Consider the following 25,921-nt stretch of genomic DNA (forward strand, 5'->3'; position numbering starts at 1 on the left):
TTCGGGTCCTTCCGCTCGGCTTGCGTATACGGGTGGCCTTTGCCCGCGAGCGCGCTAGCGTCAGGGCATTATTCCGGGTTCGCACCCCGGGTTCGCACCTTTGGGTTCGCAGGGTACGCACCTCGTTCCGGCAATGGGTACGCAGTGCCAGGTCGCGATGGGCTGTTCCCATGTTGAAGGCTGGTCCCAATCCACTGCCACCGAAGCTCATGTCGTCCCTCGAGCGCAGACGGGCGCTTTGCGAACTATTGGCGGCTGGACTGCTGCGCCTTCGATCAAGAGGAACAAAACAGAGTGAAAACAATTCGGTAGAGGAGAACTTTCGACTACACATTCGCGCGGAACCATGCGGACGTCATCGTGACGATCACAGGAGACCCGCATGACGATGCCCGACACCATTCCTGCGCGCCTGGCCGCGCTCAAGACCATCTCGATTGCCGATCTCAAGCAGCAGTGGCGCGATCTGTTCGACAGCGAGCCGCCCCCGTTCAACCGCCGCTACCTCGAGAACCGCCTGGCCTACCGTATCCAGGAACTGACCTATGGCGGGCTGAAACCGGAGACGATCCGGCGGCTGGAACGGCTGGGCGAGGAACTGGACGGCGGCGACAAGAAGAAGCGCGGCATGCGTCTCGACCGCGACCGCCCGATCACCGGCACGCGCCTCTTGCGCGAATGGCAGGGCGTCGAGCAGATCGTCACCGTCACGGCCGACGGCTTCGAATGGCAGGGGCGGCCGTACAAGTCGCTGTCCGCCATCGCCCGCGCCATCACCGGCACCCGCTGGAACGGCTGGGTCTTCTTCGGCCTCAAGAACCACAGGGGGCGGACATGACGAAGCCGCCGGAAAAATCGAAACCCGTCCGCAAGCTGCGCTGCGCGGTCTACACCCGCAAATCCTCCGAGGAAGGGCTGGAGCAGGAATTCAACTCGCTCCACGCCCAGCGCGAGGCCTGCGAGGCGTACATCGCCAGCCAGCGCTCCGAGGGGTGGGTACTGGTTCGCGATCAATATGACGACGGCGGCATCTCCGGCGGCACGCTGGAACGCCCCGGTCTCAAGCGGCTGCTGGAAGACATCGAGGACGGGCTGGTCGATGTAGTGGTGGTCTACAAGATCGACCGGCTCAGCCGCTCGCTGGCCGACTTCGCCAAGCTGGTCGAGGTGTTCGACCGGAACGGCGTCACCTTCGTCTCGGTCACGCAGTCGTTCAACACGACGACCTCCATGGGACGGCTGACGCTGAACATCCTGCTGTCCTTCGCCCAGTTCGAGCGCGAGGTGACGGCCGAGCGGATCCGCGACAAGGTCGCCGCCAGCCGCAAGAAGGGGATGTGGATGGGCGGAGTGCCGCCCTATGGTTACCGCGTCGAGAACCGCAAGCTGGTCATCGATGACGAGCGCGCCACGCATGTGCGCTGGATCTTCGCCCGGTTCCTCGAGATCGGCTCGGCGACCGAACTGGCACGGGAGGTCGGCGCGCGTGGCATCCGCACACCGCGCGGCAATCGGATCGACAAGAAGTATCTATACCGCATGATCAGCAACCGCGCCTACCTTGGCGAGTCAGTCCACAAGGGCAACAGCTATCCCGGCGAACACGACGCGATCATCGACCGCGAGACTTGGGACAAGGTTCACGCCATCCTGCAGGAGAGCCCACGCAAGAGGGCTGCCCGGACCCGGGCCGACACTCCCGCGCTGCTGAAGGGGCTTCTCTTCGGTCCCGATGGCGCCGCCTTCTCGCATACCCATACTCGCAAGGGCGGCAAACTCTACCGCTACTACGTCAGCCAGACGGTGCTGAAGCACGGCGCCGGATCATGCCCGGTGGGCCGCGTGCCCGCGGGCGAGATCGAGGCCGCGGTCATCGACCAGCTACGCGCCGTCTTCCGCCAGCCCGAGATCGTGGCGGGGACGTGGAAGGCGGCGAAAGTGCAGGACGACGACATCACCGAGGCAGACGCCCGCACCGCCCTGCAACAGCTGGACCCGCTGTGGGACGAGTTGTTCCCCGCCGAGCAGGCGCGCATCGTGGCGCTGCTGGTTGAGCGCATAGATATCGGCACCGACGGGCTGAACGTCCGGCTCCGCGTCGACGGACTCGGCAGCCTCGCGCGCGAGATGATGGCCGGCGGTATCGGAGAAGCCGCATGACCCGCGGGGCTCCCATCCCAGAGACGGTCACGCTCCACGTCCCGTTCCGCGTCGTGAAGCGCGGCGGGCGAAAGGAGATGCAGCTGCCCGAAGGAGCCAGCCAGACACGCAAGACCGACAACACGTTGGTCAAGGCACTGGCGCGTGCGTTCCGCTGGAAGAGGATGCTGGAGTCGGGCGAGTTCGCCACCATCGCCGAACTGGCCGAGCGCGAGGGCATCGCGCCCTCCTACCTGACCCGCATCCTGCGCCTGACCCTGCTCGCGCCCAACATTGTCGAGGCGATCCTGGAGGGCAAGCAGTGGCCGGAGGTCACACTGGCGCGGTTGCTGGAACCGTTTCCGGTGGAGTGGTCGTCTCAAATCGCACGCGGCATGCCAGCCTAGGACTACTCCTCTCTACAAACGAGAGGTGTTTGCATTTCTTTTGCGCTAGAAGCATTCTCGCAGAAGATGAGATTTTTCAAGGCTTAGTGCGTGCCACCAGCGGTCAACCAAACCCCCGAGCAGCTCGCCCGGGACCGGATCGATGAACGCCTGCGGGCGTCCGGTTGGCGTGTTCAGGACAAGGACGCGCTCGATTTCAATGCCGGGCTTGGCGTGGCCGTGCGCGAGTACCAGACAGACATCGGACCCGCCGACTACGTCCTCTTCGCCGATAGGCACGCGGTCGGCGTGGTCGAAGCCAAGCCCGACAATTGGGGGGTCCGCCTGACCTCCGTCGAGGAGCAATCTGAGGGCTACGCCAACGCCAAGCTGAAATGGATCAACAATGCCGAACCGCTCCCGTTTCTCTACGAGAGCACAGGCCAGGTCACCCGCTTTACCAATGCCCGCGATCCCAACCCAAGGTCGCGCGAAGTCTTCACCTTCCACCGCCCCGAAACACTCAAGTCCTGGGCACAGGCGCCGAAGAGCCTGCGGGCGGGCATCGCAGATCTACCGGCCCTCAACCCGAATGGTCTGCGTGACTGCCAGATCAAGGCGATCACGAACCTCGAAACCTCGCTCAAATCCGACAAGCCCCGCGCCCTCGTCCAGATGGCCACGGGGTCGGGTAAGACCTTCACGGCGATCACGCAAGTCTACAGGCTACTCAAACATGCCGGGGCTCGCCGCATCCTGTTCCTCGTCGACACCAAGAACCTGGGCGAGCAGGCCGAACAGGAGTTCATGGCCTTCATCCCGAACGACGACAACCGCAAGTTCACCGAGCTCTACAACGTCCAGCGCCTCACGTCGCCCTCCATCGCGAACGACAGCCAGGTCGTCATCTCGACGATCCAGCGCATGTACGCCACGCTCAAGGGCGAGGAACTGAACGAAGGCGCGGAGGACGAAAACCCGGCCGAGCAAAAATGGCGCCGCAAGGAACCTCTGCCGGTCGTCTACAATGCCAAACTGCCGCCGGAATATTTTGATGTAGTCGTCATCGATGAATGCCACCGCTCCATCTACAACCTGTGGCGGCAGGTCATCGAGTATTTCGACGCCTACCTCATCGGCCTGACCGCCACGCCCGACAACCGCACGTACGGGTTCTTCCAAAAGAACGTGGTCAGCGAATACAACCATGAAAAAGCCGTCGCCGACAAGGTCAACGTCGGCAACGAAATCTACCTGATCGAGACCGAGATCAGCCAGGGTGGCGAGACGCTGAAGGCGGAGCAACTTGTCGAGAAACGCGAACGCGAGACCCGGGCGCGACGCTGGGAAACGCAGGATGACGAACAGGCCTACGCCGCGACCCAGCTCGACCGTTCCGTCGTAAACCCCGACCAGATCCGCACCGTCATCCGCACATTCCGCGACAAGTGGCCCGAGATATTCCCCGGCCGCAAGGAACTGCCGAAAACCCTGATCTTCGCCAAGACCGACAGCCACGCCGACGACATCATCCAGACCGTCCGGCAGGAGTTCGGCGAGGGCAACGACTTCTGCCGCAAGATCACCAACGGGGCCAAGAACCCGAAATCCTCGCTGTCGGCTTTCCGCAACGACTACTACCCGCGCATCGCCGTGACTGTAGACATGATCGCCACTGGCACCGACGTCAAACCGCTCGAATGCCTGATCTTCATGCGTGACGTGAAGTCGAAGAACTACTTCGAGCAGATGAAGGGCCGCGGCACCCGTGTCCTGAAACCCGATGAGCTGAAAAAGGTCTCGCCCTCCGCCCAGGCCAAGACCCATTACGTCATTGTCGATGCCGTCGGCGTGACCAAATCCCTAAAAACCGCGAGCCAGCCGCTCGACACCAAGCCCTCGATCCCTTTCAAGGACCTCGCCATGGGTTTGATGATGGGCGACCGCTCAGAGGAAACCGTAAGCTCGCTCGCCGCCCGCCTCTCGCGGCTCGACAACAAGCTCGGCGCCGAGGATCAGGAGAAAATCACAGCCGAGGCCGGCAAGCCCCTCACCGCCATCGTGCGAGACCTTTTCGACGCCATCGACCCGGACAAAGTGGAGGCGGATGCCAAGGCAGCAGGCCACCCTGAGCCCGACGATACCGCCATGCAGGCCGCGCGAGAGGAGCGGATTAAAAAGGCCGCCAACGTTTTCACAGGTCCCCTCATCAACATGATGGAGGCGATCCGCCGCGACAACGAACAGACGATCGACCATGATAACCTCGACACGCTTCTGCGGGCCGAATGGGCGGGCGATGTTGCCGAGAACGCCAAGCAGATCGCGCAGGAGTTCGAGGAATATCTGACCGAGAACCGGGATGAGATCGAGGCACTGTCGATCTATTTCAACACTCCCGCCCGCCGATCCGAGGTCACTTACGCCATGATCAAGGACGTGCTGAAGAAGCTGACCGAGGATCGCCCGCGCCTCGCACCGCTCACCGTCTGGCGCGCCTATGCGCATCTTGACGACTACAAGGGCAGCAATCCCGCCAGCGACCTGACCGCGCTCGTGGCGCTGATCCGCCGGGTCACCGGGCTCGACGATACGCTGACCCGCCATTCCGAGCGGGTGCGGCGCAACTTCCAGAATTGGATCCTGAACCGCCATTCCGGCGCGGGCGAGAAATTCACCGAAGAACAGATGGACTGGCTGCGCATGGTCCGCGACCACCTCGCCACCTCCTTCACCATCGAGCGCGACGATCTGGAGATGGCTCCGTTCGACGGCAAGGGCGGCATGGGGCAGATGTATGCGCTGTTTGGCGACGGCATGGACGACATCATGACCGAGATGAATGAGGCGCTCTCGGCATGACGGAATTACCATCTACTTGGGCTCTCTGCGCAATCGGGGACGTCTTGGCACCTGTCGAAATGACGGGCAAACACGAGCCGGATCGCGAGATCTGGTACGTCGATATTTCCAGCATCGACAATCAGACGAACCGCATAACCGAACCGAAACGCCTGCAACTATCGGAGGCCCCGTCACGCGCACGCCAGAAAATCGCTGTCGGAGATGTGCTGTTTTCGACAGTACGCCCCTATCTTAGGAAGATCGCAGCGGTCGACGCCAAGCATGAGGGCGAGATCGCGTCCACGGGTTTCGCTGTGCTCCGCGGCGCGACGGGTATTGATCCCAAGTACATTTTCTTCAAAGCAATTTCGCATGATTTCGTCAGCGCCCTTACTGGCGAGCAGTACGGTGTAAGCTACCCTGCCGTTAAGGAAGAACAGGTGAGGTCGCAGCCCCTTGAACTTCCACCCACCAACGAACAACGCCGCATCGTGGCGAAGATCGAGGCGATGTTCGACGAGATCGACAAGGGGGTCGAAAGCCTGCAAACGGCGCGCGCCACCCTCGGCCTCTACCGCCAGTCCCTGCTGAAATCCGCCTTCGAAGGCCGCCTCACCGCCGACTGGCGCGCGCAGAACGCCGGCAAGCTGGAAGCGCCAGCCACGCTCTTGGAGCGCGCAGAGTATGAACGGGACAAATGGCACAGGACTGCATTTGATGAATGGTCGGAGGTCGTAGAAGGCTGGAAGGCAGCTGGCTCAAAGGGCCCGAAGCCAAGACGGCCTGAAGTTTACAAGCAGTCCGATCCGCTTACAGCGGAAGAGCTTGGCTTACTTCCTGAAATCCCAGAGGAATGGATTTTTCTGAGACTGAACGACATCGCCGCCATAGGCTCAGGAATGTCCGTCAGCAAATCCCGCAAGCTGGATGATCCAGTCGAGGTCCCATATCTACGCGTCGCAAACGTTCAACGAGGCTTTCTCGACCTGGACGAAATCAAGACAATGAAGATAGAGCGATCACAGGCTGACGCTCTTGGGCTGGCCACTTGGGATGTCTTGTTCAACGAGGGTGGTGATCGCGACAAACTTGGGCGCGGATGGGTATGGGAAAACCAGGTCCCGAACTGCATCACGCAAAACCACGTCTTCCGCGCTTCGCCTTTCCGGCATGACCTGACTTGGTCACAATTCATCTCTCATTGGGGCAACAGTTTCGGGCGCGATTATTTCGAGAAAGGCGGAAAGCAGACAACGAACCTCGCTTCCATTAACAAAACGGTTTTGAAGGCGTTGCCCGTGCCTTACTGCTCGCCCGCTGAGCAAGCCGAAATCGTCCGCCTGCTCGACGAAAAACTAGAAGCCGCCGCCGTGCTCGAAGCCGAGATCGATGCTGCCCTCACCCGCGCCGACGCCCTGCGCCAATCCATCCTGAAAAAAGCATTCTCCGGCCAGCTCGTCCCCCAGGACCCCGATGACGAACCCGCCTCGGCCCTACTGGAACGGATCAAGGCTGAGAAGACAGAAAGAGACCAAGCCAAACGCGACAGAAAATCTGTGCCACCCCGCACACCCAAGGCAAGGAGGCCGACCTTGACTGACCTGATCGAAGTGCTCGAAAAGCAGAAAAGCTGGATATCGGCCGCGAAGGCGGCGCAGGCGTTGGGGATCGGCGATGGCTCGACATCAGACGATGTCGAGGCGTTCTACCGCCAACTCAAGGACTTTGTCGAAGACGGTGCCATCGAAGTCGAAAGGCGTGGTGACGAAGATTGGTTGCGTCTTGCGACGGCCGAGGTGAGCTGATGCGCATCGATTGGCTTTGGGTGGACGAGTACAAGAACCTCAGGGACCTGACGATTGATTTCTCTCAGGACCACCTGATTACCGTCCTGATCGGCCGGAACGGTACCGGCAAGTCCAATGTGCTGGAAGCCCTGACGGTCATCTTTCGCGACCTCTTGATGTCGGAGCGTGTGCCATCACTCAAGTATAACGTCGCCTATGAAATCCAGGACCGTTGGGTTTTTATCGACGCTGACCCCGAGCGCAGAGATGCCTATCGGGCAAAGACCATCAGCAAGAAAACGCACCCTGTACCTTATCCTGTGGGCGCGTCTTTCGATGATCTCGAAGGAGAATCGATCAGCAGGACCAAACTCATCGGTGAGGACTCGGAGCATCTGCCGCGATTCCTGTTCGGCTATTATTCGGGTGAAAGCGAGCGGATGAAGGAGGTGTTCCGCGCCTATCTGAAGAACTACGATGACAAACTAATCAAAAACAATGACCCTGGACTGAAACGCATGTTCTTCGCTGAGCCCGTGCACAGCAACTTCGTGCTGTTGTCGTTCATCGTGAACAATAAAGAGCAGACCAACTTGTTCCTGCAAAGACAGCTCGGCCTGGAGGAAGGTGGCATTGAATCTGTTCTGTTCGTCCTCAAGCAGCCCTATTGGTACAGCAAGAGCGCGTCAGGTGGTGATCAGAGATTCTGGAATTCGAAAGGGATCGTCCGCGACTTTCTCGCCAAGCTTTATGAGATCTCGCTTGCTCCGATCAGAATTAAGCGCCGCGAGTTGTATGATGTTCGGCGATCGAGGACTCTCGAGTATCTATATCTTTACGCCAAGGACATTGACGCTCTACGAGAACTGGCGAAGGGAAAGACGTCGGCCGAATTTTTCCGCGACCTGGAAAGCACGCACGTCTCCGATCTGATTGACGAAGTGCGGATCAGGGTCAAACTGAAGAAGAATGATGGATCGGTAACTTTCCGCGAGTTGAGCGAAGGGGAGCAACAGCTACTAACGGTTCTGGGCCTGCTGCAGTTCACCGCCGCCGAGGAAAGCCTTTTCCTGCTGGACGAGCCCGATACCCATCTCAACCCGCGCTGGAGCGTCGAGTACATCCAGCATATTCGAGATTTTCTCAAGGACGACAACGACAATACTCAGTCCAGCCATGTCCTTCTGGCCACGCATAACCCGATTGCAGTTGCTGAGCTTCTGAAGGAACAAGTACAGATCTTGAAGCGTGATGACGAAACGCTCAACATTTCTGCAGAAGAACCAAGCGTGGATCCGATGGGTATGGGGTATGCCGGGGTGGTAACGAGTGAGATGTTTGACCTGAACGCGGCAGTGGACACTACGACACAGAAACTGCTGGAAATTCAGCGTACACTCTCTGCAAAAGACCGCCTAACCAAGCAAGAGAAAGACGAACTCTTAAACGCAACAAACAAGCTCGAATCATTTGGATTTCACTACCAGATGCGAGATCCAGTTTATACAGAGTATCTTCGTGCGCGTGCGGAACGCACAGCACTAGCGGCGTCCGACACAGGTCAAAAAACGAAAAGTCTTGATCCAGATGAGGCCCGGAAACTCGTGGAAGGCGCTTTAACGAGATCGTCGGGAAAGTCGGATCAGTGAGATACATTGATCTAGCGTTTACCGGTAGGCCTGATGCCTTTGAAGAGCGCGCAGCTGCCGCGCTTGCGGACGGGCCCGAGAGAATTGATGATCACTCAAGCGTATGGCGCGACTGCAAGGATCACCTCAAGGCAGCTTCTTACGAAAAGTGCTTTTACTGTGAGTCCAAAGACTTACGGTCCGACGGAGCCGTGGATCACTTCCGACCGAAATCCGTCTATCCGTGGTCTGCGTTCAGGTTTTCGAACTTTCGGTTTGCCTGTACGTTCTGCAACAGTCTTCGCAAGGACAAAGAGACTGGGAAGACCGGAGGAAAAGGAAACCAGTTCCCCTTATTTGATGGAGCCCCAAGGGCGACTTGTTGCGCAGAAGAATGCTATGAGCAGCCAAAGCTCATTGATCCATGTCGAGCGGGCGATCCTTTAGAAATCGACTTTTCCTCGGATGGCCGAGCAGTGCCAGCTTACGCAGACGAGGGAGATAGACGGTTTGAACGCGGCAAGGTTTCAATCAATGCATATCATCTGAATCACACGGCCTTCGTTGAAGAACGGAGGAAGCATGCAATTATATTGGAGGAAAAGATAAAGGCTGCGTGCGACGCCCATGAAAGCTACACTGCCGGAAATCTTGACGCGAGGATACGGCTCGATGATGCAATTTCGGATCTTCATCGGGCAATCCAACCACAATCAACCTATTCGGTGTTCGCCAGAAGGGTTCTGAATTGGTACCGAGAAAACCCACTGATCGAAGCAGTTTTGACGACGGCGTAGGGCAAAAATGAACACTTCACCGATTGTCTCCAAGGTCTGGAGTTTCTGCACCACGCTGCGTGACGACGGCGTGGGCTACGGCGACTACTTGGAGCAACTAACCTACCTCATCTTCCTCAAGATGGCGGACGAATACGCCAAGCCCCCCTACAACCGCGATGTAGGGATCCCGGAGGGGTACGACTGGACCAGCCTGACCTCGCGCCGCGGAGCAGAGCTGGAAGCGCATTACGTCATGCTGCTGCGGAAGTTGGGCGAGCAGAAAGGCATGCTCGGCCAGATCTTCACCAAGGCGCAAAACAAGATCACTGATCCGGCGAAGCTGTTCCGTCTAATCGACATGGTGGACGGCACGAAGTGGGTGACGCTCGGCGCCGACGTCAAAGGCGACATCTACGAAGGGCTGCTCGAGCGCAACGCCGAGGATACGAAATCGGGCGCCGGCCAGTATTTCACGCCGCGTGCCTTGATCCGCGCAATGGTCGAATGCGTCCGCCCCGAGCCCGGCAAGACCATCGCCGACCCGGCCTGCGGGACCGGCGGATTCTTCCTCGCCGCGCATGATTTCCTGACGGACCCGAAGAACTATGCGCTCGACAAGGAACAGAAGGCGTTCCTGAAGCATTCGACCTTTTTCGGCAACGAGATCGTCGCAGGGACCCGGCGCCTTTGCCTGATGAACATGTTCCTGCACGGGATCGGCGAAATGACCGGTGACACGCTGGTGTCCCCGGCCGACGCGCTGATCTCGCCGCCGTCGGAGACCTTCGACTACGTTCTGGCGAACCCGCCTTTCGGCAAGAAGAGCTCGATGAGCTTCACCAACGCGGAAGGTGAGCAGGAAACCGACGACCTCACCTACAATCGCCAGGATTTCTGGGCGACCACGTCGAACAAGCAGCTTAACTTCGTCCAGCACATCCGGACCATGCTGAAGACAACAGGGCGGGCTGCCGTGGTCGTGCCCGACAATGTCCTGTTCGAGGGCGGCGCGGGAGAAACCATCCGGCGCAAACTGCTACAGACGACGGATCTGCACACCATTCTTCGCCTACCCACGGGCATCTTCTATGCGCAGGGCGTGAAGGCGAACGTGATCTTCTTCGACAACCGCGCCGCCAGTCCCGATCCGCAGACCTCCAAGGTCTGGTACTACGATTACCGGACGAACGTGCATCACACATTGAAGCAGAAGTCCCTGACCTATGCGCATCTCGAAGATTTTGTGTCCTGCTACAATCCACAGAACCGGCATGAGCGCAGCCCGACGTGGAGCGAGAACAGCCCTGACGGACGCTGGCGCCCGTTCGACCGGGAAGAACTTCTGGCCCGCGACAAAGCGAGCCTCGACCTGTTCTGGCTGCGGGATGCGTCGATGACGGACCTCGAGAACCTGCCGGAACCAGAGGTCTTGGCAGAGGAAATCATGGAGAACCTTCGGTCCGCACTGGCGAGCTTTGAAGCAGTTTCTGCTGAGTGAGAGCCGCGTTCTGTGCGACATGGCTTGGAGAGCTTTAGGCTTCGGTTCCATCTCGGGCGCGAGCGACTGGAATCGAAGTGCTCAGCTGCAGCCTCAGAAAACGGCTATCTTATAGATGTTTACAAGCTATTCACCAAACCCGCGCAGTCATGAGGTCCGGAGAATATCGGCCCTGAGAGACCGCTTCAGGACCTCCTGGTGCATGGAGTGGTGCTCAGCCCCACCCGCATAACCCTCGAAAAAAACGGAAAAATCCGGCCGCAGCCGGATCGGGAGAACGCTTTCGCGAGGGCAAGTGGCGGAGCAGGTGGGATTCGAACCCACGGGACCATCGCTGGCCCGACCGATTTCAAGTCGGTTGCCTTCGACCACTCGGCCACTGCTCCGGGGGTGTTAGTAAACCGCGGCCCGGGTTTTGCCAAGGGAAGCCGGAGCGGGCGGGACCCGTGCTTGTGGCCTTCCGCTTCCGGCACCTGCGTCTGCCGTCGCGACTGCGCAGCGGCGGGAGCGGTTCGAAGCGAGCGGACAAAAAAAGGCCGAGCATAAAGCTCGGCCATAGTCCAACAGGGAGGTAAGAAGGCCTCGGCCTTCGACTGGTGAGATAGGAGCGGTGCTGCGCAGGTTCAAGGGTTTTCTGCAGGTGCAAAGGCATATCTGTCATGCGATGCCTGCATGACTAGGTTTTTGCCAGTTCCCTCAGGTGCTTGCGCTGCATCGTTATCTCGTTCTGGACAAAATCCCGGAACACGGCGACGCGTTTCGACTGCCGCAGTTCCTCGGGATAGGCCATGTAGACCGGCACATCGGAGGATTCCGTCTCGGGCAGGACCTGCTCGAGATCGGGGAAATATTCGGTCACGTAATCGGGCAGAACGGCCACGCCGAGATGATTGAGCGCCGATTGCAGGATCCCGAAATAGCTGTTCACCGTCAGCAGCGAGCGAGGATTGAAGCTGCGCAGATGCTGGACCAGCGCCGCACCGGCCTTGACCTGGGCCGAGGTCGCGTTCTGGCAGATCAGGCGGTGTTCGGTCAGATCCTCGGGCAGGCGCGGGCGCCCGTTCTCGCGCAGATAGGTGCCGGTGGCAAAAAGCGCGATCCGGATCGACATCAGCCGCTTGCGGATCAGGTCGGCCTGGCTCGGCTCTTTCATGCGGATCGCCACATCGGCCTCGCGCATGGGCAGGTCGAGCACGCGCTCGTCCAGGATCAGGTCGATCTTGAGATCGGGATACTTGGCGAACAGGCGCGGCAGGCGGGGCGCCAGCCAGATCGTGCCGAATGCGGTGGTGGTGGTCACGCGGATCTGGCCCATGACCTCTTCCTCGCTGTCGCGGATCCGGGCGGTCGCGGCATCGAGCCGTTTCGCCATGGCCTTTGACGCGTCGAACAGAAGCTCGCCGGATTCGGTGAGGATGAGACCCCGGGCGTGGCGGCGGAACAGGGCCACGCCGAGCGCCTCTTCCAGCGCGCGAATCTGCCGGCTCACCGCGGATTGCGACAGGTTGAGCACCTCGCCCGCATGGGTCAGGCTTCCGGCCGCGGCAACGGCATGGAATATTCTGAGCCTGTCCCAATCCATGGCGCTCACATTCTTGTCCTTTCGGCTTCCGGGCATGTCCGCGATGGTTCCATATATGTTCACAAGTTGCGGTTTGACAATGAAAATCCCGTGAGAATCGCGGCTCCGGCAGCGGATGCAGCCGTCATGAGCCGGCTTTTGCCGCTTTTTTCCGCACCCTTACGCGACACCGCAAAGCCGCAGCGAAAGCAATGCGGCGGTGCAACGACATGGATGGATTCCCGGGCGATTGCGGCTTATGTCAGGGGCGCGGCGGCCGGGGGCGATTTCCCGGCCGCGGCGTGACGGGCGGGCAGGGACGGGCGGACAGGGCGACGAGCGGTGACATGGCGGTAGGTATCTTCGATTCCGGTCTGGGCGGGCTCACGGTGCTCGAGGCGCTGCAGCGGCGCCTGCCGGAGGTCGATTTCCTGTACCTTGGCGACAATCGCAACGCGCCCTACGGGGTGCGCAGCGCCGACGACCTTTATCATCTGACCTCGCAGGCGGTCGGGGCGCTCTGGCAGCGGGGTTGCGACCTGGTCGTGCTGGCCTGCAACACCGCGAGCGCGGCGGCGCTGCGCCGGATGCAGGAAAACGGGCTGCCGAAGGGCAAGCGCGTGCTCGGGGTCTTCGTGCCGCTGATCGAGGCGCTGACCGAACGGCGCTGGGGCGACAATTCGCCGCCCCGCGAGGTGGCGGTCAGGAACGTGGCGCTGTTTGCGACGCCGGCGACGATCGCGACGCGGGCCTTTCAGCGCGAGCTTGCCTTCCGCGCCATCGGCGTCGATGTCGAGGCGCAGGCCTGCGGCGGCGTCGTGGATGCGATCGAGGACGGCGACCTGATCCTGGCTGAGGCGCTGGTGCGCAGCCATGTGGCGGCGCTGAAGCGCAAGATGCCGGCCCCGGAGGCGGCGGTGCTCGGCTGCACCCATTATCCGCTGCTGAGCGATGCCTTTCAGGGCGCGCTCGGGCCCGATGTACGGCTGTTCAGCCAGGCGGATCTGGTGGCCGAGAGCCTTGCGGATTATCTTTCGCGCCATCCGGGCATGCTGGGCGAGGGCGCGGGCGGGTATCTGACCACCGGCGATGCGGCCCGGGTCAGTGACAGCGCCACGCGGTTCATGCGCCGCGAAATCCGGTTCCGGGCGGCATGACGGCGTGGCCCGGCGTGAGGCGATTGATATCGGTCAAGCACCGCCGGCCCGGCCGGTGGTAGACAGGAAGAAAGAGGTGAAACGTGGCTCACAGGATCGCAGTTCTCGGGGCGAGCGGCTATACCGGCGCGGAGCTTGTGCGGCTGATCGCGCTGCATCCGAACATGGAGATCACGGCACTTTCGGGTGAGCGCAAGGCGGGCATGAGCATGGCCGAGGTGTTCCCGCATCTGCGCCACCTCGACCTTCCCCGGCTGACCCGGATCGAGGAGATCGACTTTGCGCAGGTCGATCTCTGCTTCTGCGCGCTGCCGCACAAGACCAGCCAGGAAGTGATCCGCGATCTGCCCGCCGGTCTTAAAATCATCGACCTGTCTGCCGATTTCCGTCTGCGCGATCCCAAGGAATACCGGAAATGGTACGGCAACCCGCATGCCGCGCTCGACCAGCAGGAAGAGGCGGTCTACGGACTGACCGAGTTCTATCGCGAGGAAATCCGCGCCGCGCGCCTTGTGGCCGGGACCGGCTGCAATGCGGCGACGGGGCAATATGCGCTGCGGCCGCTGATCAGCGCCGGGGTGATCGGGCTCGACCGCATCATTCTGGACCTGAAATGCGGCGTGAGCGGGGCCGGGCGCAGCCTGCGCGAGAATCTGCTGCATGCGGAGCTGAGCGAGGGCTACAACGCCTATGCGGTCGGTGGCACGCACCGGCACCTGGGCGAGTTCGACCAGGAGTTCTCGGCGCTCGCCGGCCGCGAGGTGCGGGTGCAGTTCACGCCGCATCTGGTTCCGGCAAACCGCGGGATCCTTGCCACGGTCTATGTCGAGGGCGCGGCAGAGGCGATCCACGACGCGTTCCGCGCCGCCTATGCGGATGAACCCTTCCTGCAGGTGCTGCCGCTTGGCGAAACCCCGAGCACCCATCATGTCCGGGGATCGAATTTCGTTCATGTCGGGGTGGTCGGCGACCGGATCGAGGGGCGGGCCATCGTTATCGTCGCGCTCGACAACCTGACCAAGGGCAGCAGCGGGCAGGCGCTGCAGAACGCGAACCTGATGCTGGGCGAAAAAGAAACCGAGGCGCTGATGATGCCACCCCTTTTCCCGTAAGAGTTTTCCGTGAGGACGCGATGCGAAGTCTGAAAAAGAAAAGACGTATACAGGTGATCGTCATGGCGGCGGTGGCGTTGGTTCTTGCGACCGGGCTGATCGGTTACGCGATGCGCGACGGCATCAACCTGTTCCGCGCCCCGACGCAGATCCTTGCCGAACCGCCTGCCGAAACCGAGGTGTTCCGTATCGGCGGGCTGGTGGTCGAGGGCAGCCTGGAGCGCGGCAGGGGCGAGACCATCCGCTTCGAGGTGACCGACGGCGGCGCGACGATTCCGGTGGTCTTCAACGGGGTGCTGCCGGATCTCTTCGACGAGAACCAGGGCATGATCGGCACCGGGCGCTATGTGGACGGGGTCTTTGTCGCCAGCGACGTGCTGGCCAAGCATGACGAGACCTACATGCCGAAAGAGGTGATCGACGCGCTGAAGGAACAGGGCGTCTACCAGGAACCGGCCGGAAGCTGAGCCTTCGGCCGCCGGGCTTGCGCAACGCGTGATGGCGCGCGCAACGCACGATCCGCCGCCATGTCGTTAACCGGCCGCGCCGCATGGTCCCCGCGCAGATGCAAAGGGATCGGATCATGCAGACAATACGCGAGATCGCCGAGGCGATCGTTGCCCGCGAGGGGGGCTTCGTCAACGACCCGGACGACTCGGGCGGCGCGACCAATTACGGCGTTACCCTGAACACCATGCGCAGCCTCGGGCTCGACCTTGACGGCGATGGCCGGGTCGATGTGAAGGACGTGAAGGCGCTCGACCGCGCGCAGGCGGTGGATATCTTCATCACCCATTATTTCGAGCGTCCGAACCTGTCGGGCCTGCCGGCGGCGCTGCAGCCGAGCATGTTCGACATGTATGTGAACGCCGGCACGAATGCGGTGAAGATTCTCCAGCGCTTGCAGAATGCGATGGGATATGGCGTGGCGGTCGATGGCGTTATCGGCCCGCAGACACTGGCGGCGGCGCGGGATGCGGCGCGCCCCGACGACATCCTGCTGCGGGATGCCTACGGAATCGCGCGGCGGAACTATTACTTCGACATCGCCGATCGCCGGCCGGCGAGCCGCAAATACGCCCGCAGCCGCGCGAACGGCAAGGGCGGCTGGATCCGGCGCGCCGAGGAATTCATCTCGGCCCATTATCACATGAGTGACGAGGAATTTGCGCGGAGGACGGCAGCATGGCAGTGATCGACAGGATTGCGGGGCTTCTCGGCGCCGCGCCGGGCAATGTCCTGGGACGCGCGATCGGGCGGATTCGCACGACCGTGGAGAGCGGGGGCGGTGCCGACACCGCCTTGCGCGACGAGGCGCTGCGACAGCTTGCGGCGGGGCTCGCGAAAGGGCGGCTTACGCGGTTCGGGCGGCTGGTGAAAGAGGGCGAGCGCCTCCCGGGGCCGGCCCTTGCGCTCGGGACCGTCGCCATGTTCGCCTCGGCGGTGCTGGATCCGGTCGGGTTCAGCGAGCGGATGGCCGGGCTCGAACAGGTGCCCGAGCCGCTCTGGTGGCTTCTGGGCGCGGTGGTGTCGCTTTACCTTGGCATGCGCCATCACCGCCGCGGGCGCGAGTTGCAGCATGATCTGGCCATGACCATCGCCCAGGCACCCGAGGTGATCGAGGATCTGGACCGCCTGCAGGATCTGGGAAGCCGGACCGGGGCGCTGCCGGCGGGCGCCTCCGGCAATCCCGCGCTCGACGACTGGCAGGCGCTGCGCACCGGGGCATGAATCCGTCCTGAACGGGCCCCGGGTTTCCGGGGACCCCGCGACAATGTGATCTGGGGCCGGCGCGGAAAAACGATGGAAGCCGCGCCGGCTCCGGCATATAACGGGGCCATGATTACAGAGCTTGGCCATTTCGCCCTTATCCTCGCCTTTCTGGTGGCGATCGCGCAGATGATCCTGCCCATGGTCGGCGCCAGCCGGCGCTGGCCGGGCTGGATGGCCATGGCGGAACCGGCGGCGACGCTGCAGTTCCTGCTGATCGCCTTTTCCTTCGGCGCGCTGGTCTGGGCCTTCGTCACCTCGGATTTTTCGCTCAGGCTGGTGATCGACAACAGCCATTCGGCCAAGCCGATGCTCTACAAGGTCACCGGCGTCTGGGGCAATCACGAGGGCTCGATGCTGTTCTGGGTGATGATCGTCGCCCTGTTCGGCGCGTTGGGCGCCTGGTTCGGCGGCAACCTCCCGCCCGAGCTGCGGGCGCGGGTGCTGTCGGTGCAGGCCGCGATCGGCGTCGTGTTCCTGGCCTTCATCCTGTTCACCTCGAACCCGTTTCTGCGCGTCGCGGTGCCGCCGTTTGACGGCCAGGATCTGAACCCGCTGCTGCAGGATCCAGGGCTCGCCTTCCATCCGCCGTTTCTTTACCTCGGCTATGTCGGGCTCAGCATGGCGTTCTCCTTCGCCGTGGCGGCACTGATCGAGGGGCGGGTCGATGCCGCCTGGGCGCGCTGGGTGCGGCCCTGGACGCTGGCGGCCTGGATTTTCCTGACGCTCGGGATCGCGCTCGGATCCTACTGGGCCTATTACGAACTGGGCTGGGGCGGGTTCTGGTTCTGGGATCCGGTCGAGAACGCGTCCTTCATGCCCTGGCTGCTGGCGGCGGCGCTGCTGCATTCCGCGATCGTTGTGGAAAAGCGCGAGGCGCTGAAAAGCTGGACCATCCTGCTTGCGATCCTCGCCTTCGGATTCTCGCTGATCGGCACGTTCATCGTCCGCTCCGGGCTCCTGACCAGCGTCCACGCCTTTGCCACCGACCCGACGAGGGGCGTCTTCATCCTGTTCATCCTCGCCTTCTTCGTCGGCGGCGCGCTGTTCCTTTTCGCGCTCAGGGCCAATGCCATGCAGGCGCGGGGCGTGTTCGGGATGGTCAGCCGCGAAAGCGCGCTCGTGGTCAACAACGTGCTGCTGGCCGTGGCCTGTTTCGTGGTCTTTGTCGGCACCATGTGGCCGATCGTTGCCGAGATGTTCTTTTCCCGCAAGCTGAGCGTCGGGCCGCCGTTCTTCAACATGGCCTTCACCCCGTTCATGATCGTGCTCGGCCTGATCCTGCCGATCGGGGCGCTGCTGCCGTGGAAGCGGGGCCGCATCGGGCAGGTGGCATGGTCGCTGCGTCATGCCTTTCTGCTGGCGCTTGCCGTCGCACTGCTGGTCTGGGCGATGCAGACCGGGCGCAGCGCCTTCGGGCCGGTGGGGCTGTTCCTCGGGTCATGGCTCGTGTTCGGGGCGCTGGTCGATTTGTGGTCGCGCACCGGGCGCCGCAACGGCCGGATCGGCCGTCTTTTCCGCCTGCCGCGCGCGGATTGGGGGCGGGTTCTGGCTCATGCCGGGCTTGGCATCACGATGATGGCCATCGCCGGTCTGACCGCCTGGGAAGAGGAAGACATCCGCATCGCCCACCTGGGCGAGCCCTTCGAGGTCGGCGCCTATACGCTGACCCTCGAAGACGTGGAGCGCACCACGGGGCCGAATTACTTCACCACCATGGGACGGGTCCGGGTGGAGCGGGACGGGCGGCTTGTCGCCATGCTCAGCCCCGAAAAGCGCGATTATCCGGTTGCGGGCATGCCGACCACCGAGGCTGGCATCGACAGCGGGTTTCTGCGCGATGTCTATGTCGTGATCGGCGATGCGCAGGGGGCGGATGCCTGGACCATGCGCACCTATATCAAGCCGCTTGCCAACTGGATCTGGGGCGGGGCGCTGATCATGGCGCTTGGCGGCACGCTGAGCCTGACCGACCGCCGCTTCCGGGTGGCAGCCGGTGCCCGCAAGACCGAGCGCGCGGCGGTGCCCGCGGAATGAGGCGCGGCACGGGACAGAACCTGCGGGCGGCTGCCGGGGCAATGCTGCGGATATTTGCGCTCGCCGCCGCGCTGGTTGCAGGCGGCCCGGCTTTCGCGGTCCAGCCGGACGAGATCCTCGACGATCCGGCGCTCGAGGCGCGCGCCCGCGAGATCAGCAAGGATCTGCGCTGCCTTGTCTGCCGCAACGAAAACATCGACGAAAGCAACGCGGATCTTGCCCGCGACCTGCGCCTGCTGGTGCGCGAGCGGCTCGTGGCCGGGGACAGCGATACCGAGACGGTGGATTTCATCGTCGATCGTTACGGCGAATACGTGCTGCTCAACCCGCGCCCGGGCGGGTCGAACTGGCTGCTCTGGGCGGCGGGGCCGGTGATGCTGCTGGTTGCGGGGGCGGTGGGCTATGGCTACCTGCGCGGCCGGGCGAGGGCGAGCGAGACGGCAGAGGCCCGGCTGACCCGCGAAGAGGAAGAGCGCCTGCAAAACCTGTTGAAAGACTAGGCGCGGCCGAGCCGCATTATCGGCATCCCACACGGGCAGGCGGCGCGCGCGCTCAGGTTGATTGCTTTGCCCAGTCCTTGAGCACGGTCTTCAGATCGCCATAGCCGGTCAGGCGGCGCTCGAAGGCCAGGCCGAGGCGGCGGGCGCAATCCTGCGCCTTTTCGGTCAGGGCGGGATCGTCGGTCTGGGCCTGGTAGACCAGCTTTTCGTAATTGCCGAAATACATGTCGCGCAGTTCCGGGTGGCGTTCGAGCCCGAGCGGGCGCCACACGAAGGCATCGAACTGGCGCACGAGAAAGTCGGTAAGGTAAAAGGCCGTGGCCTCGTCCCGTCCGGCGAAGGTCTCGTTTCCCTCGTAAAAGCTGTAGCAATGGGGGCCGGAGATCATCTCGACGCCCATTTCGGCGCAGGCGCTTTGCAACTGGCCGCCGGTGCCGCAATCGGCATAGACGACGAAGATATCCTCATAGGCGGCGCGGTTGCGCTCGACCAGATCGCGCACGGCGGGAGTGATCCGCTCGGGGTGGTTGTGCAGGATCGCCGGCAGGCAGGTCAGGTCCATATGCTCCCAGCCGTTCTGCCGGATCAGCGCCATGATCTCGCGCGCGAGCGCCCCGCAGGCGATCAGCAGCACCCGCCCGGCCCGGACCTTCGGGGGGGCAAGCCCCCGGTCGGTCAGGGTGCTGTCGTCGGGCAGGGCAGCGGTGGTGGAGCTGCCTTCCCGCGCGGTCAGGGGGCGGGCGCGATCCGGCATGGTCAGGCGTTCGGGCGGTTGTGCTTGCGTTTCATGAATTCCTTGGCGGTCTCCACCGCGACGGCGGCGTCGCGGCAGTAGGCATCGGCGCCGATCGCCTTGCTGAATTCCTCGTTCAGGGGCGCACCGCCGACCATGACGATATAATCATCCCGCTTGCCCTGTTCCACCAGCGTGTCGATCACCACCTTCATGTAGGGCATGGTGGTGGTCAGAAGCGCCGACATGCCAAGGATGTCGGCATCCTCGCGTTCGAGCGCCTCGAGATAGCTTTCGACCGGGTTGTTGATGCCGATGTCGACGATCTCGAACCCGGCGCCTTCCATCATCATGCCGACGAGGTTCTTGCCGATGTCGTGAATGTCGCCCTTGACCGTGCCGATCACGATCTTGCCGATCCGGGGGGCGCCGGTTTCGGCCAGAAGCGGCTTCAGGATCGCCATGCCGCCCTTCATCGCGTTCGCGGCCAGCAGCACCTCGGGCACGAACAGGATGCCGTCGCGGAAATCCGCGCCGACGATGGTCATGCCGCCGACCAGCGCCTCGGTCAGAACCTTGTAAGGCGCCCAGCCGCGGTCCAGAAGAATGCGCACGCCTTCTTCGATTTCTTCGCGAAGACCGTCGTAAAGGTCGTCGAACATCTGTTGAACCAGATCGTCATCCTCAAGCTCCGAAAGGATGATGTCATCTTCTTCCGACATGGCGCTGCCTTTCCCGTCTGTCATGGTCCCGGCAGGTTCCGGACGAATGGAACCGGCGGGGCTTTCCCCTTCCATCTCTGCGCTTTCGGGGGCGCGGGGCTCGGTCGTTTGCGACCTTGACGATCTTGGAACCGACCTTGCGGGGCAATGCGCGGCCCCGACACCGCCGCAAGCGATCCGGCATTGCGAATGTTCCCGATATGTTCTAATCTGACCGGATGGCAGAGCATGGCTTGCACGATCAGAATGCGCCGAATCCCGGCAAGCCGCGCGGGCGGGGTGCCGCGAGCAATCCGCCCGGGCGCTACGAGCGGCTGCGCAGCGAGGCCGAAAGCGACGGCTGGGATCTGCCGGAGGAGGAGACGGTGCTGCGCCGCGAGGTCCGGGCCGAGGGTGCGCGGCGGATCATCACCTATAACCGCTCGCCCGACCTGCCGTTCGACCGCTCGATCAATCCCTACCGGGGCTGCGAACATGGCTGCATCTACTGTTACGCGCGCCCGAGTCACGCCTGGCTCGGCCTGTCGCCGGGGCTCGATTTCGAGACGCGGCTGATCGCCCGCCCCGAAGCGCCGCGCCTGCTTGCCCGCGAGTTGTGCGCGCCCTCCTACCGCGTCGCCCCGATCGCCATCGGCACCAATACCGATCCCTACCAGCCGATCGAAAAGGAACAGCGCATCACGCGGGCCTGTCTCGAAGTGCTGGCCGCGTTCGGCCATCCCGTGGCGATGGTCACCCGTGGCGTGCTGGTCGAGCGTGACCTCGATATTCTCGGCCCGATGGCGGCGCGGGGGCTGCTGCGGGTCGGGATTTCGCTCACCACGCTCGATGCCGGCCTTGCCCGGCGAATGGAGCCGCGCGCCCCCGCGCCGGCGCGGCGCCTTGCCATGATCCGCCGGCTGAGCGAGGCCGGCGTGCCGGTGCGGATCATGGCATCGCCGCTTGTTCCCGGGCTGACCGATCACGAACTGGAGGCGCTGCTTGCCGCCGGGCGCGAGGCGGGGGCCGAATCCGCCACATGGATCATGCTGCGCCTGCCGCATGAGGTCTCGGCGCTGTGGCAGGAGTGGCTGGTCCGCAACGAGCCGGGGCGCGCGGACAAGATCATGACGCGTCTGCGCGAGATGCACGGCGGCAAGGATTACGATTCCCGCTGGAGCCACCGGATGCGGGGCGAGGGAGAATATGCGCGCATGATCGGACACCGCTTCCGGCTTGCCACGCGCCGGCTCGGGCTCGCGATCCGCACGCGGGAGCTGCGCTGCGACCTCTTTGCGCCGCCGCCCGAAACGGGCGATCAGCTCTCGCTTTTCTGAGGGCGCGGGATTAGCCTCGGGTCATGGAAACGACAGACTGGGACGCACGCTATGACCGTCCCGATTACCTTTTCGGCACCGAACCGACCCTGTTCCTGCGCGAACATGCGGGGTTCATCGCCCCCGAAAGCCGTGTGCTCTGCGTCGCCGACGGCGAAGGGCGCAACGCGGTCTGGCTGGCCGGGCAGGGGCACCGGGTCACGAGCTTCGAGCCATCCGAGATTGCGCTGCGCAAGGCCGGCGCACTGGCGCAGGCGCGTGGCGTAAGTGTCGAGCGTCACAACGCCGATATCGAAAGCTGGGACTGGTCGCGCGAATTCGACGCGGTGGTGGCGATCCTTGTGCAATTCGCCCCGCCCGGGATACGCGAGCGGTTCTTTTCCGACATGATCCGCGCGCTGGCGCCGGGTGGGACTCTGCTGCTGCATGGCTATACGCCGAAGCAGGTGGAATACGGCACCGGCGGGCCGCCCCATGCGGAGTGGATGTATACGCCGGAACTGCTGCGCGACGCCTTCGGCGGGCTCGAGATCCTGCGGCTCGAATCCTACGAGCGCGACGGCGAATCCGGTAAGGGGCGCTCGGCCCGCATCGACCTGATCGCGCGGCGCCCGCAGGCATGACGGGCCGGCGGGATCACTCCCATTCGATCGTTCCCGGGGGCTTGCTGGTCACGTCATAGGTCACGCGGTTGATGCCCTGCACCTCGCTGATGATGCGGGTCGCGGTCTCGCCAAGGAATTCGGCCGAGAAGGGATAGAAATCCGCCGTCATCCCGTCGACCGACGTGACCGCGCGCAGGGCGCAGGCGTAATCATAGGTGCGCCCGTCGCCCATGACGCCGACGGTCCTGACCGGCAGGATCACGGCGAAAGCCTGCCAGATCTCGTCGTAAAGCCCGTGCCGGCGAATCTGGTCGAGATAGACCGCATCGGCACGCCGCAGGATCGCGAGCTTTTCGCGCGTGATCTCTCCCGGGCAGCGGATCGCGAGGCCGGGGCCGGGGAAGGGATGGCGGCCGATGAAGGGTTCGGGCAGGCCGAGTTCGCGACCCAGGGCGCGCACCTCGTCCTTGAACAGTTCGCGCAGCGGCTCGACCAGTTCGAGCCCCATCTTTTCCGGCAGACCGCCGACGTTGTGGTGGCTCTTGATGGTGACCGACGGCCCGCCCGATGCGGAAACCGATTCGATCACATCGGGATAGAGCGTTCCCTGGGCCAGGAAGCGCGCCCCCTCGATCCGGTTGGCGTGGCTCTGGAACACGTCGATGAACAGGCGGCCGATGGTCTTGCGCTTGGTCTCGGGGTCGGTGACGCCTTCGAGTTCGGTCAGGAACAGGTCCTGCTCGTCGGCATGGATAAGCGGGATGTTGTAATGATCGCGGAACATCGACACGACCTGATCGGCCTCGCCCTCGCGCAGCAGCCCGTGATCGACGAAGACGCAGGTCAGCTGGTCGCCGATCGCCTCGTGAATGAGCACCGCCGCGACCGAGGAATCGACCCCGCCGGACAGGCCGCAGATCACCTTTGCATCGCCCACCTGCTCGCGGATCAGGCGGATCGCCTCGTCGCGGTAGGCGGCCATGGTCCAGTCGCGGCTGAAACCGGCGATGCGCAGGAAATTGGCCAGCAGCCGGCGCCCGTTCGGGGTATGGTGCACCTCGGGGTGGAACTGCACCGCGTAGAACTGCCGCGCGGCATCGGCGGTCACGGCAAAGGGCGCACCGTTCGAGGCCGCATGGACCGAAAACCCGGGGGCAAGCGCCGCCACATGGTCGCCGTGGCTCATCCAGACCTCTTCGCGCCCGCCGCCCGCCTCGAACCAGCCCTCAAGCAGGTCGAGCGGCGCGTCAGTCGCCTGCAGGTGGGCGCGTCCGAATTCGGCGCGGCCCGTGCCGCGCTCGACCCGGCCGCCCAGCATCTGCATCATCACCTGCTGGCCATAGCAGATTCCGAGCACCGGCACCCCGAGCGTGAAAATCTCGGGCACAGGGCGCGGGGCATCGACGTCAAGGACCGAGGCCGGCCCGCCCGACAGGATCACGGCGCGGGGGGCGAATTCGGCAAGAAAGGCGGGCGTGACCTTCTGGAACGGGTGGATTTCGCAATAGACGTTCAGCTCGCGCAGGCGCCGCGCGATGAGCTGCGTCACCTGGCTGCCGAAATCGACGATGAGAAGGCGCTGATGATCGGGGCTGTGCTGCATGATTCAAGGCGGTTACAGCGCGACATGCGCGGCTGCAAGATGGAATGTGAGGCGAAGGGCCGCCGGACGGATCAGTCCGGGCGGGAAACGGGCGGGGAATGTCGTTTTCGCATCGCAATCGCCGCAAACCTGCCGGGCCTGCGGCAAAAGGCGCGCTACACAAGTGATGAACGTCCGTTGTCCGGGAGGATGAAACATGAGCGAAGCAGGCACAAGGCGCAGGGGCAGGGGGGGCGGCGGCGCGGCACGGCGGGCGGCACGCACCGCCGTCAGTTTCGAGACCGCACGCTATATCGAGCGCAACATTCCGAATTTCGAGATCCTGAACGAAGAGGCGCTCGAGATCATCGAGACCAATGCCGAGACCGTGCTGGAAGAGATCGGCGTGAACTTCGTCAACAACCCCGCTGCGCTCGACCGCTGGCGCGAGGCGGGGGCCGATGTCGATGACGAACGCGTGCGCATTCCGCGCGGCCTTGCCCGCAAGCTCTGCTCGACCGCGCCGTCGCGCTTTGTCCAGCACGCACGCAACCCCGAGCGCAACGTCGAGATCGGGGGCAAGTCGCTGGTGCTCGCCCCGGTCTATGGCCCGCCCTTCGTGCGGGATGCGCAGGGCGGGCGCCGCTATGCCACGATCGAGGACTTCCGCAATTTCGTGAAGCTCGGCTACATGTCGAAATGGCTGCACCATTCCGGCGGCACCCTGTGCGAGCCGACCGACGTGCCGGTGAACAAGCGCCATCTCGACATGGTGCATGCGCATATGACGCTGTCCGACAAGCCGTTCATGGGTTCGGTGACCGAGGCGAGCCGGGCGCAGGATTCGGTCGATATGTGCAAGATCCTCTTCGGCGAGGATTTCGTGCGGCAGAACGCGGTGATGACCTCGCTCATCAACATCAACTCTCCGCTCACCTTCGACGACGTGATGATGGGCTCGCTCGAGGTCTATGCGAGCAACAACCAGGCCTGCGTGATTTCCCCCTTCATCATCGGCGGCGCCATGGCGCCCGTCTCGGTCGCGGGCACGCTGACCCAGGCGCTGGCCGAGGTGCTCGCGGGGGTGGCCTATTCCCAGCTCGTGCGCCCGGGGGCACCGGTGGTGTTCGGCACCTTCGTCACCACGATCGCCATGAACTCGGGCGCGCCCACCTTCGGCACGCCCGAGGCATCGCAGGTGATCTATGGCGCGGGGCAGCTCGCGCGGCGGCTGAACCTGCCCTTTCGGTCCGGCGGCGCGCTCTGCGGCTCAAAGCTGCCCGACGCGCAGGCCGCCTATGAAAGCGCGAACACGCTCAATGCGGCACTGCTCGGCGGGGTGAATTTCATGCTTCACGCCTGCGGCTGGCTCGAGGGCGGGCTGGTCAGCAGCTACGAGAAGTTCGTGATCGACGCCGACCAGCTCGGCGTGCTGCACCGGCTGGCCGAAGGGGTCGCGATCGACGAGAACGGGCAGGCGATGGGCGCCATGCGCGAGGTCGGCCCGGGCGGGCATTACCTTGGCTGCGAACACACCCAGGCCAATTTCAAGAATGCCTTCTGGCTGACCGATCTGCTCGACTACAAGCCGTTCGAGACCTGGCAGGAAGAAGGCGCGCAGGACACCGTGGCGCTTGCCTCGAAACGGGTGGCGGAACTGCTCGCGCAATACGAACAGCCCGCGCTCGACCCCGCCATCGCGCAGGCACTTGACGAATTCGTGGCCAGCCGCAAGGCATCCATGCCCGACGCCTTCGTCTGACCC

21 protein-coding genes and 1 tRNA gene are annotated in these 25,921 nt (G+C 63.3%); 17 read left to right on the plus strand and 5 right to left on the minus strand.

Annotation, left to right across the window (positions count from 1 at the left end):
- The first annotated feature begins 382 nt into the window (after positions 1 to 382).
- From B0B01_RS00235 to B0B01_RS00270, 7 genes are all read left to right on the plus strand, one after another.
- The gene (locus B0B01_RS00235; RefSeq protein WP_076646190.1) at positions 383 to 838 is read left to right on the plus strand and encodes a DUF2924 domain-containing protein; all 456 of its coding nucleotides are present in this window, start codon (positions 383 to 385) and stop codon (positions 836 to 838) included.
- A complete protein-coding gene (locus B0B01_RS00240) occupies positions 835 to 2,160 on the plus strand; it encodes a recombinase family protein (protein WP_076646192.1) in 1,326 nt (441 codons plus the stop codon). The genes B0B01_RS00235 and B0B01_RS00240 overlap by 4 nt, the downstream gene beginning before the upstream one ends.
- Positions 2,157 to 2,546, plus strand: a complete 390-nt coding sequence (locus tag B0B01_RS00245) for a hypothetical protein (RefSeq protein WP_076646194.1) — start codon at positions 2,157 to 2,159, stop codon at positions 2,544 to 2,546. Before B0B01_RS00240 ends, B0B01_RS00245 begins: the two co-directional genes overlap by 4 nt.
- Before the next feature lie 90 nt (positions 2,547 to 2,636).
- Positions 2,637 to 5,387 carry a type I restriction endonuclease subunit R gene (locus B0B01_RS00250; RefSeq protein WP_076646196.1) on the plus strand — a complete coding sequence of 917 codons (2,751 nt, stop codon included), beginning with the start codon at positions 2,637 to 2,639 and terminating at the stop codon, positions 5,385 to 5,387.
- The gene (locus B0B01_RS00255; protein ID WP_076646198.1) at positions 5,384 to 7,174 is read left to right on the plus strand and encodes a restriction endonuclease subunit S; all 1,791 of its coding nucleotides are present in this window, start codon (positions 5,384 to 5,386) and stop codon (positions 7,172 to 7,174) included. The genes B0B01_RS00250 and B0B01_RS00255 overlap by 4 nt, the downstream gene beginning before the upstream one ends.
- Positions 7,174 to 8,805 (plus strand): AAA family ATPase, encoded by a 1,632-nt coding sequence (locus B0B01_RS00260; RefSeq protein WP_076646200.1) that lies wholly within the window; start codon positions 7,174 to 7,176, stop codon positions 8,803 to 8,805. Before B0B01_RS00255 ends, B0B01_RS00260 begins: the two co-directional genes overlap by 1 nt.
- 783 nt (positions 8,806 to 9,588) lie before the next feature.
- Entirely contained in the window at positions 9,589 to 11,061 is a 1,473-nt protein-coding gene (locus B0B01_RS00270) for a class I SAM-dependent DNA methyltransferase (protein WP_076646204.1), read from the plus strand.
- A gap of 296 nt (positions 11,062 to 11,357) precedes the next feature.
- Here the strand turns inward: B0B01_RS00270 and B0B01_RS00275 are convergent.
- Positions 11,358 to 11,447, minus strand: a tRNA-Ser gene (locus B0B01_RS00275).
- 290 nt (positions 11,448 to 11,737) lie between these two features.
- A complete protein-coding gene (locus B0B01_RS00280) occupies positions 11,738 to 12,643 on the minus strand; it encodes a LysR family transcriptional regulator (protein WP_076649962.1) in 906 nt (301 codons plus the stop codon).
- A 326-nt stretch (positions 12,644 to 12,969) separates the two neighbouring features.
- On the opposite strand from B0B01_RS00280, the gene B0B01_RS00285 reads away from it, so the two are divergent.
- The 7 genes from B0B01_RS00285 (at position 12,970) to B0B01_RS00315 (ending at position 19,198) form a co-directional block, all read left to right on the plus strand.
- Positions 12,970 to 13,779, plus strand: a complete 810-nt coding sequence (locus tag B0B01_RS00285) for a glutamate racemase (RefSeq protein ID WP_076646206.1) — start codon at positions 12,970 to 12,972, stop codon at positions 13,777 to 13,779.
- 83 nt (positions 13,780 to 13,862) lie between these two features.
- On the plus strand, positions 13,863 to 14,891 hold the full coding sequence (gene argC, locus B0B01_RS00290; protein WP_076646208.1) for an N-acetyl-gamma-glutamyl-phosphate reductase: 1,029 nt from the start codon (positions 13,863 to 13,865) through the stop codon (positions 14,889 to 14,891).
- 20 nt (positions 14,892 to 14,911) lie between these two features.
- Positions 14,912 to 15,358: a cytochrome c maturation protein CcmE gene (gene ccmE / locus B0B01_RS00295; RefSeq protein WP_076646210.1), complete on the plus strand. Its 447-nt coding sequence runs from the start codon at positions 14,912 to 14,914 to the stop codon at positions 15,356 to 15,358.
- 116 nt (positions 15,359 to 15,474) lie between these two features.
- A complete protein-coding gene (locus tag B0B01_RS00300) occupies positions 15,475 to 16,086 on the plus strand; it encodes a holin-associated N-acetylmuramidase (protein ID WP_076646212.1) in 612 nt (203 codons plus the stop codon).
- Positions 16,077 to 16,622, plus strand: a complete 546-nt coding sequence (locus tag B0B01_RS00305; protein ID WP_076646214.1) for a 3TM-type holin — start codon at positions 16,077 to 16,079, stop codon at positions 16,620 to 16,622. Before B0B01_RS00300 ends, B0B01_RS00305 begins: the two co-directional genes overlap by 10 nt.
- A gap of 108 nt (positions 16,623 to 16,730) precedes the next feature.
- On the plus strand, positions 16,731 to 18,698 hold the full coding sequence (locus tag B0B01_RS00310) for a heme lyase CcmF/NrfE family subunit (RefSeq protein WP_076649963.1): 1,968 nt from the start codon (positions 16,731 to 16,733) through the stop codon (positions 18,696 to 18,698).
- 41 nt (positions 18,699 to 18,739) lie between these two features.
- Positions 18,740 to 19,198, plus strand: coding sequence for a cytochrome c-type biogenesis protein (locus B0B01_RS00315; RefSeq protein ID WP_076646216.1), 459 nt, complete (start codon positions 18,740 to 18,742; stop codon positions 19,196 to 19,198).
- A 52-nt stretch (positions 19,199 to 19,250) separates the two neighbouring features.
- On the opposite strand, the gene B0B01_RS00320 is transcribed toward B0B01_RS00315, so the two are convergent.
- Positions 19,251 to 19,952 carry a DUF1638 domain-containing protein gene (locus B0B01_RS00320; protein ID WP_083945941.1) on the minus strand — a complete coding sequence of 234 codons (702 nt, stop codon included), beginning with the start codon at positions 19,950 to 19,952 and terminating at the stop codon, positions 19,251 to 19,253.
- Between the two features lie 2 nt (positions 19,953 to 19,954).
- Positions 19,955 to 20,653: a corrinoid protein gene (locus B0B01_RS00325; RefSeq protein WP_076646218.1), complete on the minus strand. Its 699-nt coding sequence runs from the start codon at positions 20,651 to 20,653 to the stop codon at positions 19,955 to 19,957.
- A 233-nt stretch (positions 20,654 to 20,886) separates the two neighbouring features.
- Between B0B01_RS00325 and B0B01_RS00330 the strand changes: the two genes are divergently transcribed.
- Together B0B01_RS00330 and B0B01_RS00335 are read left to right on the plus strand one after the other, a co-directional pair.
- On the plus strand, positions 20,887 to 21,969 hold the full coding sequence (locus B0B01_RS00330; RefSeq protein WP_234967667.1) for a PA0069 family radical SAM protein: 1,083 nt from the start codon (positions 20,887 to 20,889) through the stop codon (positions 21,967 to 21,969).
- Positions 21,970 to 21,992: 23 nt separating this feature from the next.
- Positions 21,993 to 22,592 (plus strand): SAM-dependent methyltransferase, encoded by a 600-nt coding sequence (locus B0B01_RS00335; RefSeq protein ID WP_076646223.1) that lies wholly within the window; start codon positions 21,993 to 21,995, stop codon positions 22,590 to 22,592.
- A 13-nt stretch (positions 22,593 to 22,605) separates the two neighbouring features.
- Here the strand turns inward: B0B01_RS00335 and guaA are convergent, their stop codons facing one another.
- Positions 22,606 to 24,177, minus strand: a complete 1,572-nt coding sequence (gene guaA, locus B0B01_RS00340; protein ID WP_076646225.1) for a glutamine-hydrolyzing GMP synthase — start codon at positions 24,175 to 24,177, stop codon at positions 22,606 to 22,608.
- A 196-nt stretch (positions 24,178 to 24,373) separates the two neighbouring features.
- On the opposite strand from guaA, the gene B0B01_RS00345 reads away from it, so the two are divergent.
- Positions 24,374 to 25,918: a trimethylamine methyltransferase family protein gene (locus tag B0B01_RS00345; protein WP_076646227.1), complete on the plus strand. Its 1,545-nt coding sequence runs from the start codon at positions 24,374 to 24,376 to the stop codon at positions 25,916 to 25,918.
- Positions 25,919 to 25,921: the final 3 nt, after the last annotated feature.

Origin of the sequence: Pontibaca methylaminivorans (genome assembly GCF_900156525.1) — a bacterium.
In the GTDB taxonomy this organism is placed as follows: Bacteria; Pseudomonadota; Alphaproteobacteria; order Rhodobacterales; family Rhodobacteraceae; genus Pontibaca; species Pontibaca methylaminivorans.